Raw genomic sequence first — 13954 nt, 5'->3', positions numbered from 1 at the left:
GGCACGCGGTATTCTGCGCGCCGGCCGGGAACACGGTTCGCACGTCGCTTTTAATAACGCAACCTAAAAAGCAACCGTATTCTGCGTATGCACCAAGAATAGCTGGTATGCTCAGATGCATAGTTAAGCTGGGGCTCCGGGCCGCGCACTCAACCACAAAAGGTGGCCCCGGTCCCGGCGGCTGGCGGAGCGGTCGCGGTTGCGCGAACACCAATCGAACAACCTCAGAATGCGAGACGGGTGGGCGGAAGTTACCGGCACCCGGGATTTACAGGCAACTGTTACAGACAAGGGGGCTCGAAGTGTCCGTGTCTGCTTGCAGAACATAAATGCAATCAATTGGTTAGCCCGGGGTGAGGATGCCGCTGTTTTAGGACCCGGAAAGTTTGTCTGTTTGTCTGTTTCGTGGGGGTATGGGACCGGTGGGTGGAGCAGACAGAAACAGACAACAGACAACTGACGCCCCTCTGTCTGTACGTTTGTCTGTTTCTAAAACATTCAATCAATCAATCGGTTATGGATTGAAACAGACAAACAGACAAAATCCCGACATCCTAAAAGAGCGGACACTTTCAGCCTCACCGGTCCAGACAGGCAGGAGCGCGGAGAAGCGGTTGTATCGGAGCCGCTGACGCGCAAGCTGGCAGAGGCCCACCGGTCCCGGGTGTTCAGTCGCGACGGTTGAGGCGAGCGGTTGCGGCCCGAACCTTCCCGACCAAGTCAAGGTCGGGGCTCACGGCGGCGAGGCTGGCGAACTGGATAGGGCACGCGTGCGCAGCCATCACGAGAAGCCGGGCAACGTCGCCATTGGTCAGCGCGAGCACGACGGCGTTGGCTGCACCGGTTGCGAGCCTGCCCCGGATCAGGTCGGACTTACCGCCCTCGCCTTTTTTGGCCGCGCGCTCGGCTGCGGCGATCTTCGCGAGCCCGCTTTCATAGTCCAGCATCGCCGCGAACACGGCATCACACGCACCGGACACCGCAGAGGCCCAATCGTCGGGCATGCCGCAGGCCGTAAGTGCGTCCACGGTCACGGGTTGAAGATCGGCGCCCATCTCGGAAAGCGCCTTCTGCCGGCCGTCGCTGGCGATTAAGTCGGTTGCTCCGCGCAAGGGCGCTACGGGATAGGTCATGCACGTTTCGAGCGCGCGGATTTGGTTCTTGGCGAGTGGCCGCGGCTCAACAACGGCGGGCAGTTGGTCAGGTGACATTCGCGGGCCTCAGAAGGCCGTCAATGCTCCCGGCCGGCGCGTCGTCAATCCGGACGCCGTGCAGGTACTCCCCGCCCGTCAACCCCTCCCCGGTTGCCTCAATCAGCGACGCCAGCTTCGCTTTCATGTCGTTGTACTCTGTGCCCGGGTCGCCGATCTTATCCGGCTTATCGATACCCCCGGTCGTCGCGAGGCGGAAACGCTGTGCTGCGCTGCCGGCGTCAACGGTCGTTTTCTTACCGACCGCTTGCGCAATGCGGACCGCACGAGCAAGCCCCATGTCCACGGCAAGCGCGGCGTCCAGCTCTGCGACTTCAAGGCCCACCACGCCCGCGGCACCGTCGAGTGCGGAGCCGTCTTCCAAGGCCTTCAGGAACGCTTGGCGTCGCGACTTCGGCTGCCCGTCAGTGTTGAACGACGCAAGAATGCCGCCCATGGATGGCGCCGACGCGGCCGGCATATCTTGCGCGAGGTACGCGAGCACGCGCGCACCGGAGACCGGGTTACCGAACGGGTATCCGTTGTCATCCGGCGGCGTCGCGGGTTGCGCGAGCGCGGCGAAGTCGGGGCCGTTGTTGATCAGCTTGGCGAAGTCGACTGTCATAGTTGCGATCTTACCCGGCACCCTATGTTAAGCCTAGCGTCCCCGCAGCGCTTTGAGGCGACGCACCTCGCTCTAGGGCCTGTTGGGATTCATCGGGAGTTTATCACGGCGGCGGCCAGATGGATCATGGAGGCGAAGCTTTGATCGGTCTTGTCGGCGCGCATAGCGATGCGTTTGAACTCCTTGAGCTTGCCGAAGAAGTTCTCGATCAGGTGCCGCCATTTGTACATCTCCTCGTCGATGGCGAGAGGCTTTGCGCGGCGCGGATGCTGGGAGATAACGACCTTGGCGCCGCGCGCATCGAGCTCGGCGATGATGGCGTTGCTGTCGAATGCCTTGTCAGCGATCAAGGCGTCGAAAGCCAATCCCTCGATGAGCGGCGGCACGCCCACCGTGTCGAAGCGTTGTCCCGGCATGAGCACGAAGCGCACGAGATTGCCGAGTGCATCGGTGAGTGCCAGAATTTTGGTGGTCATGCCGCCTTTCGAGCGGCCGATGGCCTGGCTTTGAGTCCCCCTTTTGCGCCCTGACCGTGGCGGTGGACCTTGACGATGGTGGCATCGACCATGGCGTATTCCATGTCGGGATCGTCGGAGACGGCCTCGAACAGCCGCTTCCAGACATCCGCCTTCGCCCAGTCGCGGAAGCGCGTGAATATGCTGTTCCAATGGCCGAACGCGGCCGGCAGATCGCGCCAGGGGCTGCCGGTGCGCGCAATCCACAAGACCGCTTCGACAAAAAGTCGGTTGTTCTTGCCGCTCCGCCCAGGATCGCCCGGCTTACCCAGACAATGCGGCTCCATCTTCGCCCATTGGGCGTCAGTCAAAACGAATCGCTCCATCCAAAGCTTGAATCACAATCATGCCCGGATGAGAATCCTGAATCCCAACAGACTCTAGACCGTCGTCTAAGCAAGGTTCAGTCGGTTGACCAACGGAAGCGCCTGGAATGCGGTGTCGGCTTTCGCCAACTGCGGACGTGCTGTCGCACACGTCGTGGGCAGCTATGGGAACAACCGACGTTGCCCTCGTCGCCTGAGGGGGTCCGATATGGGCCACTACCGGGCTCAGCATCGCCATTCGATGACCTCGTTGGCGCGGGCGAGCAAGTTGTCGGCCACAGAGACGCGAAACAACTCAAGCCCTTTTAAATGCGAATGCGTGAAGGGTATTTCGTTACTGAAGTCACCCTTTGCGCGCGGCACGAGAGTAGCGCTTTCGGCAGAGGTGACAGAAGAGCCGGTATAGCCAGTTGCTAGCAATGCTCTTCGAGGAATAGAGTTGATGCATTTACTGCCTTCTACCTCCAATGGCTAAAACAAGCGGGAGCGGAACATGATCGAACTCGCCACGGCTGCGGTCATAGCAAAATTGGTTTCTGATACAGTCAACTCCTTTGATAAGATTTTTCGTGGTTATGCCGATGTGGTGAAGAACACAGGTAAGGTGACTGCGCCAGAGGTCCCTCCACCGGACTTCGCTTATGCCGATCAACCTGATCGGAAGGCTTTCGTTGCTAAGTCGCGAAGTACAGGTAAAGCAGTGCAAACCGTTACTTATGAGCAATTGCGCGATAGGCTCAATGAACGTGACCTGCGACATGTTGAGACCCTATCGCAAGCAATGGAGAACTATGAACGACAATGGGACGCTGCCTTCAAGGAAAGGTCTACCGCAAGCGGAAAGGACATCGGCCGACTGGACGCTCAGTTGGAAGATCTAGCGAAACAGATAAGTGACCCGTTGCTCAGGGTGCTTAAGTTTGTTGAGAAGATGGGCTTACATTTGGATGATCACTTCCTAACGGCGAGAGATCTAGCGGAGCGTTATCTGAAAAAAGCGTGAGCCAAGATCCTAAGCGTCGTCTGGTCCGACAATTCTTGACCACGTCAGATGACGGCTTTGGGACAAACCCGGACTTCCTCCTTGGGGGTCGCACGTCCGCTTCCGCCGAGTGCAGACATTGGTCCGGGAGGGCAGTCCGTTGGTCAAGCTGCGCAATTCTGCTTAGTGTCTTCATGCTGCGGGTCTCCGTGCGCAACGCACTGAGCGCGTACCGCCGCACCAATGCCTCCGCGGCGTCGCGCGTATCGAAGCTACCGCGAGGCTGAATGCCGACGTACACGCTAAACTTCCCTGTGCGGGTCTCTTTGACAAAAAGCTTCAGCCGCTTCATCGCGGCGGCGATGTCGGCTTCCGTGACGACCGGCGCAGCGGCGGGTTTCTCGTGCACCTCCGGAACGGGCGGCCAAAGCGCAACACGTGTTTCGTTGACCGTGTCGACGACGGTCAGCACGCGCGACAAGTCCGCCGGCAGCGTGTCGGTGTGCGTGGTACCGTCAACAGTCGTTATCGAGTAGCGCATTGTCTCAGTCCTCTAAATCCCGCGGCGTCGGTGGTGCGAGGCCGTTCCGCCGGCAAGTATCCTCGCGCCATTCGACATAGCCACGAAGACCGTCGCGAGCCGCCTGCGAGCGCGACACGACTTCGCCGTCGTGGATCACGAGCCAATCGAGCCGGGCCAGCAGCGCGTCCGACACGCGAGCGGGGATAGTGGTGGCCAACCGGTTCGGCTTGCGCTTCCAACTCACGGCGCCAGCTGCAGCGCGTTAATCGGCGACCGGTTGAGCGAGTAGACCGCACGTCCGGTCGCAAGGTTCATCGTCCGCTCAACGGTGCCGGCGCCGCATTGCTCGATGAGCCATGCGTCGAATTCCTTCAGACCGCCGGGGAATTGGTAGCGCAAGAGGCTATTGGCGCTGATTAGCATCGACGGCAGGAAGTAGCTGCGTTCACCGCCGCGCTCGCGCATCACGTTTGCGATCTCGCCGAACGCCTTTTTGTCGCTGTAGGTCAGGTTCATGGTGCTACTTCTCGCCTCTTTGCTTCAGTTCTAGCCAGTCTGCGCGCGTCATCGCGTAGATGTAGCAATCCCTCGGTCCGTCGCTCACGTTCGGGTGCGTCTCGTACGATCTCAAAACGCCCTCGACCTTGAAACCTAGGTTTTGATTGAGCTTCAGCACGCCGACGTTGGCGGTGTCAGTGTGACCCCACACGCGATGCACGGTAGGCAGTGAGAACAGGTAGTCGCGCAAGGCCCGCAGCAATCCCTTAGCTCCCGCTTTCGCCTGCCGGTCCTTCACATGCCGAAGCCGACGCTGACGCTGTTGTGCGTGTCGCCACCGTGAACGCCGATGCCGAGAACGCCGACAGGGCGCCACGGCTCGCCAACCGGGCACACCGCAAACACGTGGTTATTGCCCGCGCTCAAAGCACTCATTTCGTCGATATACGCGGCAGTCTGCTCTTGCGTCTCGTGCCGCTTGAATGAGAGGTACCGCGTAATGTAGGGGTCACCCGCGTAGCTCGCGAACAACTGCGGAGCGTCGCTTGGCATGAGGCGGCGTATGAAAAGGCGCTCGGTGCGCAAATCGAACAGCGAAGCCATGGCACTACCGCAGCCTCGCAAGGTCCAGCGCGTCGACCATGGGGCCGGAGCGCTCGCCAGCGGTCGCAACGATGCCGGCGCCTGCTCCGCGCTTCAAGACGCGGCCCGAAGGCACCTCCACGTAAACCGTGCCGTCGCAAGCGTGCTGGCGAATTTGATCCGTCATCGCGCGCATGCTGGACCCTGTCAGCTCGCATAGCTCCGCCGTCGTGAAGCCGTCGCACCAAATGCCCGGCGCGAGCAATTCGGTCAGGCTCTTGCCGCGTAGATCGATGTCGCTCATGTCGTCCCCCTTCAGTGTACGGTACCGCGCAAAGTCGCTCCTCCGATGCGCGGTACCGCGTTCGCGCTGGTGCCTATTCCGGCGCGAGCTTTATCCGCCAGAAGTCGCCGCTAAATTTTCCCGAAGTCACGCCTGCGTTTACGACCGATTGCGTTTCGGCATGCGCGCTGTTGAAACTGCGGTTCTTCGGATCCATCGCGGCGTACTGTTGCTGCAAAGCCTGCCGCTTAAGGTTGGCCAGCTTCTTACCGACGCGCTTGTCACGGGCCACGAGAACCGGCTTCGTAATGCGGCCGTCCTTCGTGCTGCCGGACACAAGGCCGGAGAACAGCGCGACCGCCTCCGGGTCGTCCACAACTTCGAAGTACTGACGCTTGGCGTGGGCAATTTCGGTCGGAGTGTCGTTGATGACCCTGAACTCGTATTGACTGAACCGCTCTTTGATGTCCTGCGGAATGAACAGCTTCAGTTCACGGTTCAACGTCAGGCCGGAAATGATGCTGTCGATATCCTGCACTTTCGAGAACGGCGATAGCGCCTGCATTGCGTCGCCAACGCCCGGAGGCTCCGGCATGCTCGCGGGCGGGGTCGGAATGAGGTTCGGAGCCAAGCCCGAAAAAGGGTCTTTGAGTTGCTGCGTCGTCATGTGATTTCCTTTCGATTTCGGGTTTTGCTGAGTGTGGCCCCGCTTACCGGCGAATCTGACGCAGTTGGCGCAAGCGCGCGTGTTCGGTTGTCGCGAAGTCGGTCTTGGCCTTCTCCATGTAGGCTTTGGCCTGTTTGTCGCCGGCAGCCGCAGCCTTGGCCACGCCTTGCATCGGACCGCGCTCAAGCCGTTCGAACGTGGCCCGCGATGCGGACGGCAGGTCCGCGTACGCGTTGCTGTGGCGCTTGCCACCGGTCGGACGGCCGGCGCCAAGTTGCGGTTCCTCGCGGTGCTGGCGTGCGGGTTTGCGGGACCGCCGCTGGGACCCATTGTCGTCGTTCGGGTTCGAACCCGCGTCGGCATCGTCGCCCGCGTCATCGTCGGCGCCTTCCCAGCCGGCGGACTCCAGCATCTCAAGCGCGAGGCTTTCGGCGGTGTCGTGTGCGTTGATCAAGTCCGGGTTGTTGGCAACCGACTGGCTGACCGCGTTCAGTGCTGTGATCAGCCTCAAGCTGGTGGCGGCTTCGGGGGCGATCTTGAGAATCGCAGCGCGTACGTCGGCGGCGGCAAACTTCGGCAGTGGTGTACCCGCGAGTTGGGCGATTTGGCCGCTGATCTTCCGCGCCTCCGCGGTGTCGCCATACGTCACGGCGGTGTCGAGTTGCGTGTTCAGTGCTTGCATTTGCTGTTGGCGGTACTGTGCCATGGCGCTGTTGGCGTTGGTGGTCATATGGTCCTGTCCTTCAGAAGTTGAATTCGAAATCGGGGAGTAGGGCCGGCAGTGGCTCCGGCGGTGGCGACGCATCGACCGGCGGTCCCGTTCCGGGCTCTGCCGCTGTCTCCCACGGAACCGTCACTGGCAGCGCGGCCGGTGCCGGCTGGGGTGCGGATCTCGCTCCGAAGGTCACGAGTGCGGAATAGCGCATCGAGTGCCCCGCCATGGAGAACGACGCGGGCAGCCACGGCCCATCGGTCTTCGCAACGCGGACGCGCACCCGATTCATAAGGTCGGCGAGGAAGGCCTGCTGTGCTGCGATCTCGCGGCGCTCCGCGGCGACCGCCCCACGACCGGCCGCCAGTTCGTCAGCAACGGCCTTGCGCTCGGCTGCGACCGCTGCGGCGTCGGCTGCCCTACATTCCGCCAGGTCGCGCCGGCCCGCGTCCTGATCTTCGTGCAGCTTGCGCCAACTGTCCGCCAGCCGGCTATGCGCGGCGTCCAGTGCGTCTTTGGCGCGGCGGGTGACGGTGACGCGCTCTGCCTCTATTACGGCTTCCACCGACGGCCCCTTGCGGCCGCGTAGCTCTGCGATGCGCTCGCGAAGGCCTGTGCCCTGTTCGGAAACGGGCGTCATGCCGAATAGAGCAGATATGTCGCGATCGGCAGCGGCGTATGGTGCGGCGTTGACTTCCTTCGCCACGCGATAGGCCGTGCGCGTGGACACGCTGAAGAGAACCGCGACCTCCTCAACGGTCGCGCCACCACGATTGAGCAAGGCCGCAGCGAGCGCTTGGCGCCGTGCATCCCCGAACCGTGCTTTTTTGCCCCGCCTCACTGCCAAGACCTGACTGCCTCACTACCCGCACGACCGATATCTGACAAAGTCATCTGAGTGACGGTCGCCTGACTAGACGAACTACGGAAAACCAGCAATTACGTCAAGGATGTTTTTGTGATTCATTCTACTTTTAGGTGTATACCGCGCATACGTTGAACGCACGTCGTTGACGCGGCTATCGATTTTCCAGGAGTGTCAGTTTTCCCCGAAGCGCGTTGTCAGTCCGCTCCGTGTTGGCAGTCGTCTTGTCATCTTCATACAATCCGCGAGGTCCCTCACAGTTGCGGCGAAGTTCGTTTGCGTTAAGGGGACGTCGAAAGAGCCATGACAATCGGCGGCGACAGTGGGCAGCCTGCCGCGTGAGAAGGACCGGGGCGTTTGTGTTGGGGGCGCCCCCGGTCCCATCAATTCCAAACAGGCAAACACGAGAGAAGGAGAACAGGCAATTGGCGGCGGCGGAGACGGTGGCGGCGCCTTGAAGAACCGAGCGCGCCCGACTTCGAAGACAAGGCCGTGTACCCATAAACCGAGCGGCGTGATGCGACAAAGGCAACGTCCGCTTTGCCCCCATAGCGGTCAAGTTCGTGCGGCAGCGCAATATGTCGCGAAGGGCCAATTCCGGACTCATGCAGTGCAGTAAATTGCATGATCATTCGATCACCTCGTCGGCGCGGGCGACGAGCATCGGCGGCACCTCGAGGCCGAGGGCCCGTGCGGCCTTGAGGTTGACGATGAGCGTGAACCTGGTCGGCTGTTCGATCGGCAGATCGCCGGGTCGCGCTCCCTTGAGGATCCGATCCACGTAATCGGCGGCGCGCCTGTGCATCTCCTCGTAGCTCGGCCCGTACGACGTCAAGCCGCCGGCCTCGACCAGTTCGCGATAGGCGTTCACACTGGGTAGGCGATGTTCGGTGGCGAAACCCATCATGCGTTGGCGGTTATGCAGGAATATCCGGTCGGCGAGGATGAGAAGGCCGTCCGGCTTCTCCTTGACGATCGAGGCAAACACGGCGTCGAGGTCTTCCGATTTGCGCACCTCACATGGCTGCAGCTTGATATTCAGAGCCTGTGCCGCGGCGAGCGCCTGGCGCATCGACGCCGTATGAAATTCATTCGCGGGATTGAGGAAAAAAGCGACGTGGGCGAGGTGGGGCACGATCTCCCGCAGCAGCTCCAGCCGTTTGCCTTCAAGGTCCGGTGCGATCGCGCTCAGCCCAGTGATGTTGCCGCCGGGCCGCGCGAGGTTCGGCACGATGCCGGTGCCGACCGGATCGCCGACCGCGGCCATGACCACAGGCACCGTCGACGTCGCCTTCTTGACCGCGAGCGTGGCGGGTGTGCCGGCGGTCACGATTACATCCACGTTGGCGGCGATGAGTTCGGCAATGAGGGCAGGAAACCGCTCGTATCTTCCTTCCGCCCAGCGAAACACGATGTCGACGTTGCGGCCCTCCTCGTAGCCGTGCTCGCGCAGGCCTTCGCGGAACGGTCCGATGAGATTGGCCTCCAGAGCAGCCGTGGAGTTGCCCATGAAGCCCACTCGCGGAATCTTTTCCCCATGCTGCGCGCGCGCCGCGAACGACCATGCGGCCACCCCGCCGCCGAGAAGTGCGACAAATTTCCGCCGCCTCATGGAGACTTCCCTTCCTGCACAGACTCCAGGCGAGTTGAGGCTATCACATTCAGGGGGCGACGCCGGTTGTGCATCACAGCAAATTTGTCGGCCAGTGTCTCAGATGGGTCAAGAGCGTCGTCTTTTGCAATGGACGGCTGCCCGTCAACTTCCGCTATGCTTTGTTAGCGACCGAGATCGCGCGGCGGTGCAATATGTCGCGAAGGGCCAACAGCCGACATCAGCCTGGATAGGCAACCTGTGCGATCAATCGTACAATAGCTCCGTGAATTCAAGATAGCCGCGCGGCTCGCCGCCAACGCCGGGCACGACATCGTGAGCGCCATATTCCTGAACGGTCGTCCCAACAAGCGCGCCCTGACCTTCAGATTTGCCTTCCCGCCGGACGAGAAAAGATGTGCTTGCTATCGTAAATCATCGAGAACAAAAGCGGCTGTCTGATTATACGCGTCTTCATTCGGGCGATGCATGGTCACGCCATTACGCTGGGCGCGAAAGCCCAAGGCCAGAAGATGTCGATAAGCCTTGGGGCGACTGGCATTTACACATGCCACGATTTGTTTAAGCCCTTGGTCTGCTGCCAGCGTTTCGCAGGCAGTGAGCAATCGATCAAAAGGCCTTTCAGTATCCGAGCCAGGGTGTGCCGCTGCGAACCTAATTAGGCACGAACCGGCTCCTGCGGGGCTCTTGGGGCCGTATTCGCAGAGAGCCACTGCCTCCACCCGTGAACCATCCGTAAGAAAGACGCTGTCGCCGTGTCCATGAGTGTGAGCGGAGCATATTTCTGTTGTGAGATCCAATCCGTCGCGTACCTCAGTTGTTAGAACTCGGCACGCGTTAAGCCAATTTACTTGATCTGCGTCGGCAATGGCCGAGTAGCGAACCGATTCTCCCACTGTCTCATTGGGATCGACTGGGCGGGTCATGATCGCGGTCAGGAAACGCGGCCAGAAGCCAAATCTCTGATACAAGGCAATGTGTTTCGTGCTTTCGGCAATTGTGAAGAAGGCGAGGTGCCGAGCTCCCAATGCATTCAACCGCTCGAGCACTGGAGGAATAAGGAGCCTCGCGATCCCGCGATTCCACGTGTCCGGGTGTGTTGAGATTGGTCCGAATACTCCCAAGCTTCCCCAACTAGTACCCAGGCTGGATCCAACGAGCCGGTCTTCAATCCACGCGCCAAAAGCCAGCGAGGGGTCTGTCACCCAACGACCAGTGACGAAGTCGCGATCCATCCAAAATGTATCCGGCGGCATCCCGAACTGTGTCGCGAACGCAAGACGCAAGATTGCACCTGCTTCGGGCAAGTCGCCTTCGTCCAAAGGCCGGATCGATATGCACTGAGACACCTGTTCCACAGCGCCGTCCTCGTGGGTGCCGGTGGCAGGGAATAGCCGTCGTCCCACTGCTTGGAAGTCGCACAAGATAATAGCCTTTACGACCAGGCTTAGCTACGGCAGTTCCCGTATTTTCACGGCGTCAGCCACGGTCTCACGGTTGCACAAGCGACCATGCCGGCTTCGGGTCCACAAGCTGACTAGTTAGATGGCAAGTCAAGTCCGTTTGGCAGCATAACCAAAATAAGGTTCTGCCCTTCTGGTGGATGGCGCGAGATATGTCCCTTCCCGTGCGTATCCTCGACGAGGACCACCTTTCCTGCAGTAACGCGTCTCACCTCTCCGTCGCTCGTCTCGAATTCCACGTGGCCATCCAGCCATACGGCGAGGAGTCTACTCGGTGGCGTGTGAAAACCGGCTTCGCGCACCCCGGCGGGGATGTGAACGAAACGGACGCGTGACGCTGGGTAGTAAGTAGAAAGCTCAACAGGCACTTCGTTGGGGAATAGTGGAGTCATCGTCATCGCGATGTCCACCTCCCCAAAATGGGATTCTCCATCAGGAGTGGCATATATATTCAGGCACCTCATCCCGACCTCCACCGCTCCATCTAGCCTAGTATGGAGGCCTTGGTGCTTGCAATGCGATGTCTGAGATGGGTCACAATGCGAAGAACTCAGCATGAGCAAATCTAGTCGGCCATGCCCTACTAAGCGGACCTCCTGAGGCATATCGCCACTTCGCTGATGGGCCATTTTCGGACTCATGCGCCGCAACAAGGGAGAGCCTATTCGATCACCTCGTCCGCGCGCGCGAGAAGGGACGCTGGGATTTCCACGCCGAGCGATCTTGCGGTCTTGAGATTGATAATGAGCGTATACTTGTCGGATTGCTCGATGGGAAGGTCGGTCGGTTTCGCACCTTTCAAAATTCGATCGACATAATGGGCTCCAAGCCGGGAAACCGCTAGGTAGTCCGGTCCGTAGGAGATCAAACCACCCAATGGCGCAAAGCGAGGGTCAATCGACATCAACGGCAAACCTGCCATTGCAGCAAGATCGGGGATGCGGTTACCAGTGAAGATGGCATCAGGCACAACGTACAATACGTCGGCACCTCGGGCCTTGGCGACAGCGACCGCTCCGGGCAATTCCTCGGGACTGTGCAGATCGGAAATGTCGAGCTGAAAGCCTAGCTTGTCGGCTGCAGACGGCGCGTCCTTCATAAACAGCAACCGATGCGTTTCATTCGTTGAATTGACGAACGCCGCCAGCCGCTTCGCCTGTGGCAACACCTCGCGAACAATTCCGAATGTCTTGCCGTTGAAATCGCCCGGAGCGAATGACGCGGCACCCGTTATGTTTCGATCCGGATGAGCAAGGTTCGACGCAAGCCCCATGCCGACGGGATCGGCTACCGCCGCGAACACGATCGGTATCTCCGAAGTCGCATTCGCGGCGGCGCGCGCCGCCTGCGGAGCAACAGCTACAATAAGATCGGGCTTCGATTGCGCAAGTTCCGAGGCCAACGCCGATAGTTGGTCGAGGCGTGCAAATGCTTCCTTGCGGTCGATGACGATGTTGGCACCTTCCACCCAACCGAGCTTCTCAAGCTCTTTCCAAAACGCATTCATGCTGGCCGTGGTGCACGTAGTAACGCACAGCACTCCGATGCGAGCTACCTTCTGTGCGGCATGGGTGGCTGTTATCGAAGCAAAGACGAACAGTAGAACCGTGAGGACCGGCGACGCGCGGGTAAATCGCCTCATTTGGCCCACCTATCCAGACTGCCAAGGGACCAACTTATAGCAGCTTTCAGCCACGGCGTTGGCGACGATCGTCCGGTAATGGGATGGTCCGGCCGTGCTCCGGCCCTGCCAGCACGAGAAGCTGGCAAGGGGCGCTCAAGACAAGGAGCACGCCATGTCTCAGAAACTCAACGCAGCGATCGCCGTGATCGGCATCGATATCGGCAAGAACTCGTTCCATATCGTGGGTCATGATCACCGCGGCGCCATCGTGCTGCGGCAGAAGTGGTCACGCGGCCAGGTGGAAACGCGGCTCGCCAACCAGCCGCCGTGCCTGATCGGTATGGAGGCCTGCGTCGGCGCGCATCATCTCAGTCGCAGGCTCCAAATGCTTGGCCACGACGCCCGCCTGATGCCGGCGAAATACGTGCGGCCCTATTCGAAGGGACAGAAGAATGACTTCCGAGATGCGGAAGCCATCGCCGAGGCGGTCCAACGCCCGACCATGAAATTCGTCGCGACCAAGACCGCCGATCAGCTCGACCTTCAGGCGCTGCACCGCGTCCGCGATCGGTTGGTCGGTCAGCGTACCGGAGTCATCAATCAGATCCGTGCGTTCCTGCTGGAGCGGGGCATCGCCGTGCGGCAAGGCCTGCATTCCCTGCGGTCCGAGTTGCCAAGTATCCTCGCGACGCGCACCGATGTGCTCTTGCCTCGCATGTTGCGCATCATCGAGGATCTGGCGGGCGACTGGCGCCGGCTGGATGCGCGGATCGAGGGGCTATCTGGCGAGATCGAAACGCTGGCCCGTCAAGACAAGGCCTGCGAGCGACTGATGACGGTGCCCGGCATTGGCCCGCTTATCTCGAGCGCAATGGTGGCCGCGATCGGCACTGGAGAGGTGTTCTCGAAAGGCCGCGACTTCGGCGCCTGGCTTGGACTGGTGCCAAAGCAGATCTCGACCGGCGACCGCACGATCCTCGGCAAGATATCACGGCGCGGCAATCGCTACCTACGCACGCTGTTCGTGCAAGCCGCATGGGTCGTGCTGGTCAAGGTTAAGTGCTGGGAGCGCTATGGCCTCAAATCTTGGATCGAAGCCGCCAAGAAACGATTGCACCACAACGTGCTGGCGATTGCGCTCGCCAACAAGCTCGCCCGGATCGCCTGGGCGGTGCTCAACAAGGGACGCGCCTTCGCGTGCGTCAACACCGAGGAGACGGCGCCCCGACCTGCTTGATCCTCGCGCCGTGCTCGGGGCCGTCAAGACGCGGCCTGGCAGCGGTGGAGCAAGACGTTCGGGACAGCACGACGGCCGGCCTTGACGGCCCGGGCGCGCGGCGCGTCTGCGCGCGCAGGCCGGGGCGAAGGAACGACCGCTAGGCACAAACGAAGGAACAGCGCGAAGCGAGAAGCTATCGATGACGTAACCAACACCCCTTAACCCACCGAGGTCTGCGAGAGGATGAGACGACGATGGAGGATCGGTC

The 13954-nt window shown here is 60.7% G+C and carries 17 protein-coding genes; 3 read left to right on the top strand and 14 right to left on the bottom strand.

Features of this window, described 5'->3' with window-relative positions; translation table 11 throughout:
• Positions 1 to 668: 668 nt before the first annotated feature.
• From JQ632_RS01885 to JQ632_RS01875, 3 genes are all read right to left on the bottom strand, one after another.
• Positions 669 to 1133, bottom strand: a complete 465-nt coding sequence (locus tag JQ632_RS01885; protein WP_212400575.1) for a hypothetical protein — start codon at positions 1131 to 1133, stop codon at positions 669 to 671.
• A 67-nt stretch (positions 1134 to 1200) separates the two neighbouring features.
• Complete coding sequence (locus JQ632_RS01880) at positions 1201 to 1815, bottom strand: hypothetical protein (RefSeq protein ID WP_212400574.1); 615 nt, start codon at positions 1813 to 1815, stop codon at positions 1201 to 1203.
• Positions 1816 to 1904: 89 nt separating this feature from the next.
• Positions 1905 to 2656, bottom strand: a protein-coding gene (locus tag JQ632_RS01875; RefSeq protein ID WP_212400573.1) for an IS5 family transposase whose coding sequence is annotated in 2 segments (ribosomal slippage) — positions 1905 to 2326 and positions 2326 to 2656 — 753 coding nt in all. Because the reading frame shifts where the segments join, the coding sequence is not laid out codon by codon here.
• A 493-nt stretch (positions 2657 to 3149) separates the two neighbouring features.
• On the opposite strand from JQ632_RS01875, the gene JQ632_RS01870 reads away from it, so the two are divergent.
• The gene (locus tag JQ632_RS01870; protein WP_212400572.1) at positions 3150 to 3659 is read left to right on the top strand and encodes a hypothetical protein; all 510 of its coding nucleotides are present in this window, start codon (positions 3150 to 3152) and stop codon (positions 3657 to 3659) included.
• Between the two features lie 266 nt (positions 3660 to 3925).
• A complete protein-coding gene (locus JQ632_RS01865) occupies positions 3926 to 4174 on the top strand; it encodes a hypothetical protein (protein WP_212400571.1) in 249 nt (82 codons plus the stop codon).
• A 9-nt stretch (positions 4175 to 4183) separates the two neighbouring features.
• Here JQ632_RS01865 and JQ632_RS01860 read toward each other — a convergent pair whose 3' ends face one another.
• The 11 genes from JQ632_RS01860 to JQ632_RS01810 all read right to left on the bottom strand — a co-directional run bounded on the left by JQ632_RS01860 (position 4184) and on the right by JQ632_RS01810 (position 12485).
• Entirely contained in the window at positions 4184 to 4405 is a 222-nt protein-coding gene (locus JQ632_RS01860; RefSeq protein ID WP_212400570.1) for a hypothetical protein, read from the bottom strand.
• The gene (locus JQ632_RS01855; RefSeq protein ID WP_212400569.1) at positions 4402 to 4677 is read right to left on the bottom strand and encodes a hypothetical protein; all 276 of its coding nucleotides are present in this window, start codon (positions 4675 to 4677) and stop codon (positions 4402 to 4404) included. The genes JQ632_RS01860 and JQ632_RS01855 overlap by 4 nt, the downstream gene beginning before the upstream one ends.
• Before the next feature lie 4 nt (positions 4678 to 4681).
• Positions 4682 to 4921 (bottom strand): GNAT family N-acetyltransferase, encoded by a 240-nt coding sequence (locus JQ632_RS01850; RefSeq protein WP_212400568.1) that lies wholly within the window; start codon positions 4919 to 4921, stop codon positions 4682 to 4684.
• Between the two features lie 32 nt (positions 4922 to 4953).
• The gene (locus JQ632_RS01845) at positions 4954 to 5262 is read right to left on the bottom strand and encodes a GNAT family N-acetyltransferase (RefSeq protein WP_212400567.1); all 309 of its coding nucleotides are present in this window, start codon (positions 5260 to 5262) and stop codon (positions 4954 to 4956) included.
• A 4-nt stretch (positions 5263 to 5266) separates the two neighbouring features.
• Positions 5267 to 5545, bottom strand: a complete 279-nt coding sequence (locus tag JQ632_RS01840; RefSeq protein WP_212400566.1) for a hypothetical protein — start codon at positions 5543 to 5545, stop codon at positions 5267 to 5269.
• 73 nt (positions 5546 to 5618) lie between these two features.
• Entirely contained in the window at positions 5619 to 6191 is a 573-nt protein-coding gene (locus JQ632_RS01835; RefSeq protein WP_212400565.1) for a hypothetical protein, read from the bottom strand.
• Positions 6192 to 6234: 43 nt separating this feature from the next.
• Positions 6235 to 6921: a hypothetical protein gene (locus tag JQ632_RS01830; RefSeq protein WP_212400564.1), complete on the bottom strand. Its 687-nt coding sequence runs from the start codon at positions 6919 to 6921 to the stop codon at positions 6235 to 6237.
• Positions 6922 to 6934: 13 nt separating this feature from the next.
• Positions 6935 to 7684: a hypothetical protein gene (locus JQ632_RS01825; RefSeq protein ID WP_212400563.1), complete on the bottom strand. Its 750-nt coding sequence runs from the start codon at positions 7682 to 7684 to the stop codon at positions 6935 to 6937.
• Positions 7685 to 8396: 712 nt separating this feature from the next.
• Positions 8397 to 9380 (bottom strand): ABC transporter substrate-binding protein, encoded by a 984-nt coding sequence (locus JQ632_RS01820; protein WP_212400562.1) that lies wholly within the window; start codon positions 9378 to 9380, stop codon positions 8397 to 8399.
• Between the two features lie 404 nt (positions 9381 to 9784).
• Positions 9785 to 10615, bottom strand: coding sequence for a GNAT family N-acetyltransferase (locus JQ632_RS01815; protein ID WP_212400561.1), 831 nt, complete (start codon positions 10613 to 10615; stop codon positions 9785 to 9787).
• Positions 10616 to 11504: 889 nt separating this feature from the next.
• On the bottom strand, positions 11505 to 12485 hold the full coding sequence (locus JQ632_RS01810; RefSeq protein ID WP_212400560.1) for an ABC transporter substrate-binding protein: 981 nt from the start codon (positions 12483 to 12485) through the stop codon (positions 11505 to 11507).
• Positions 12486 to 12639: 154 nt separating this feature from the next.
• On the opposite strand from JQ632_RS01810, the gene JQ632_RS01805 reads away from it, so the two are divergent.
• A complete protein-coding gene (locus tag JQ632_RS01805) occupies positions 12640 to 13704 on the top strand; it encodes an IS110 family transposase (RefSeq protein ID WP_212400559.1) in 1065 nt (354 codons plus the stop codon).
• The last annotated feature ends 250 nt before the right edge of the window (positions 13705 to 13954 follow it).

Origin of the sequence: Bradyrhizobium liaoningense, assembly GCF_018130955.1 — a bacterium.
Lineage (GTDB): Bacteria > Pseudomonadota > Alphaproteobacteria > Rhizobiales > Xanthobacteraceae > Bradyrhizobium > Bradyrhizobium liaoningense_C.
This window is presented reverse-complemented; position numbering and strand designations above follow the sequence as displayed.

Excerpts from the sequence above, each read along its gene's own strand:
- JQ632_RS01835 (WP_212400565.1), bottom strand. The coding sequence starts at position 6,191 with ATGACGACGCAGCAACTCAAAGACCCTTTTTCGGGCTTGGCTCCGAAC.
- JQ632_RS01865 (WP_212400571.1), top strand. The coding sequence starts at position 3,926 with ATGCCGACGTACACGCTAAACTTCCCTGTGCGGGTCTCTTTGACAAAA.
- JQ632_RS01885 (WP_212400575.1), bottom strand. The coding sequence starts at position 1,133 with ATGACCTATCCCGTAGCGCCCTTGCGCGGAGCAACCGACTTAATCGCC.
- JQ632_RS01870 (WP_212400572.1), top strand. The coding sequence starts at position 3,150 with ATGATCGAACTCGCCACGGCTGCGGTCATAGCAAAATTGGTTTCTGAT.
- JQ632_RS01845 (WP_212400567.1), bottom strand. The coding sequence starts at position 5,262 with ATGGCTTCGCTGTTCGATTTGCGCACCGAGCGCCTTTTCATACGCCGC.
- JQ632_RS01820 (WP_212400562.1), bottom strand. The coding sequence starts at position 9,380 with ATGAGGCGGCGGAAATTTGTCGCACTTCTCGGCGGCGGGGTGGCCGCA.
- JQ632_RS01810 (WP_212400560.1), bottom strand. The coding sequence starts at position 12,485 with ATGAGGCGATTTACCCGCGCGTCGCCGGTCCTCACGGTTCTACTGTTC.
- JQ632_RS01815 (WP_212400561.1), bottom strand. The coding sequence starts at position 10,615 with ATGGATCGCGACTTCGTCACTGGTCGTTGGGTGACAGACCCCTCGCTG.
- JQ632_RS01855 (WP_212400569.1), bottom strand. The coding sequence starts at position 4,677 with ATGAACCTGACCTACAGCGACAAAAAGGCGTTCGGCGAGATCGCAAAC.
- JQ632_RS01805 (WP_212400559.1), top strand. The coding sequence starts at position 12,640 with ATGTCTCAGAAACTCAACGCAGCGATCGCCGTGATCGGCATCGATATC.
- JQ632_RS01840 (WP_212400566.1), bottom strand. The coding sequence starts at position 5,545 with ATGAGCGACATCGATCTACGCGGCAAGAGCCTGACCGAATTGCTCGCG.
- JQ632_RS01830 (WP_212400564.1), bottom strand. The coding sequence starts at position 6,921 with ATGACCACCAACGCCAACAGCGCCATGGCACAGTACCGCCAACAGCAA.
- JQ632_RS01880 (WP_212400574.1), bottom strand. The coding sequence starts at position 1,815 with ATGACAGTCGACTTCGCCAAGCTGATCAACAACGGCCCCGACTTCGCC.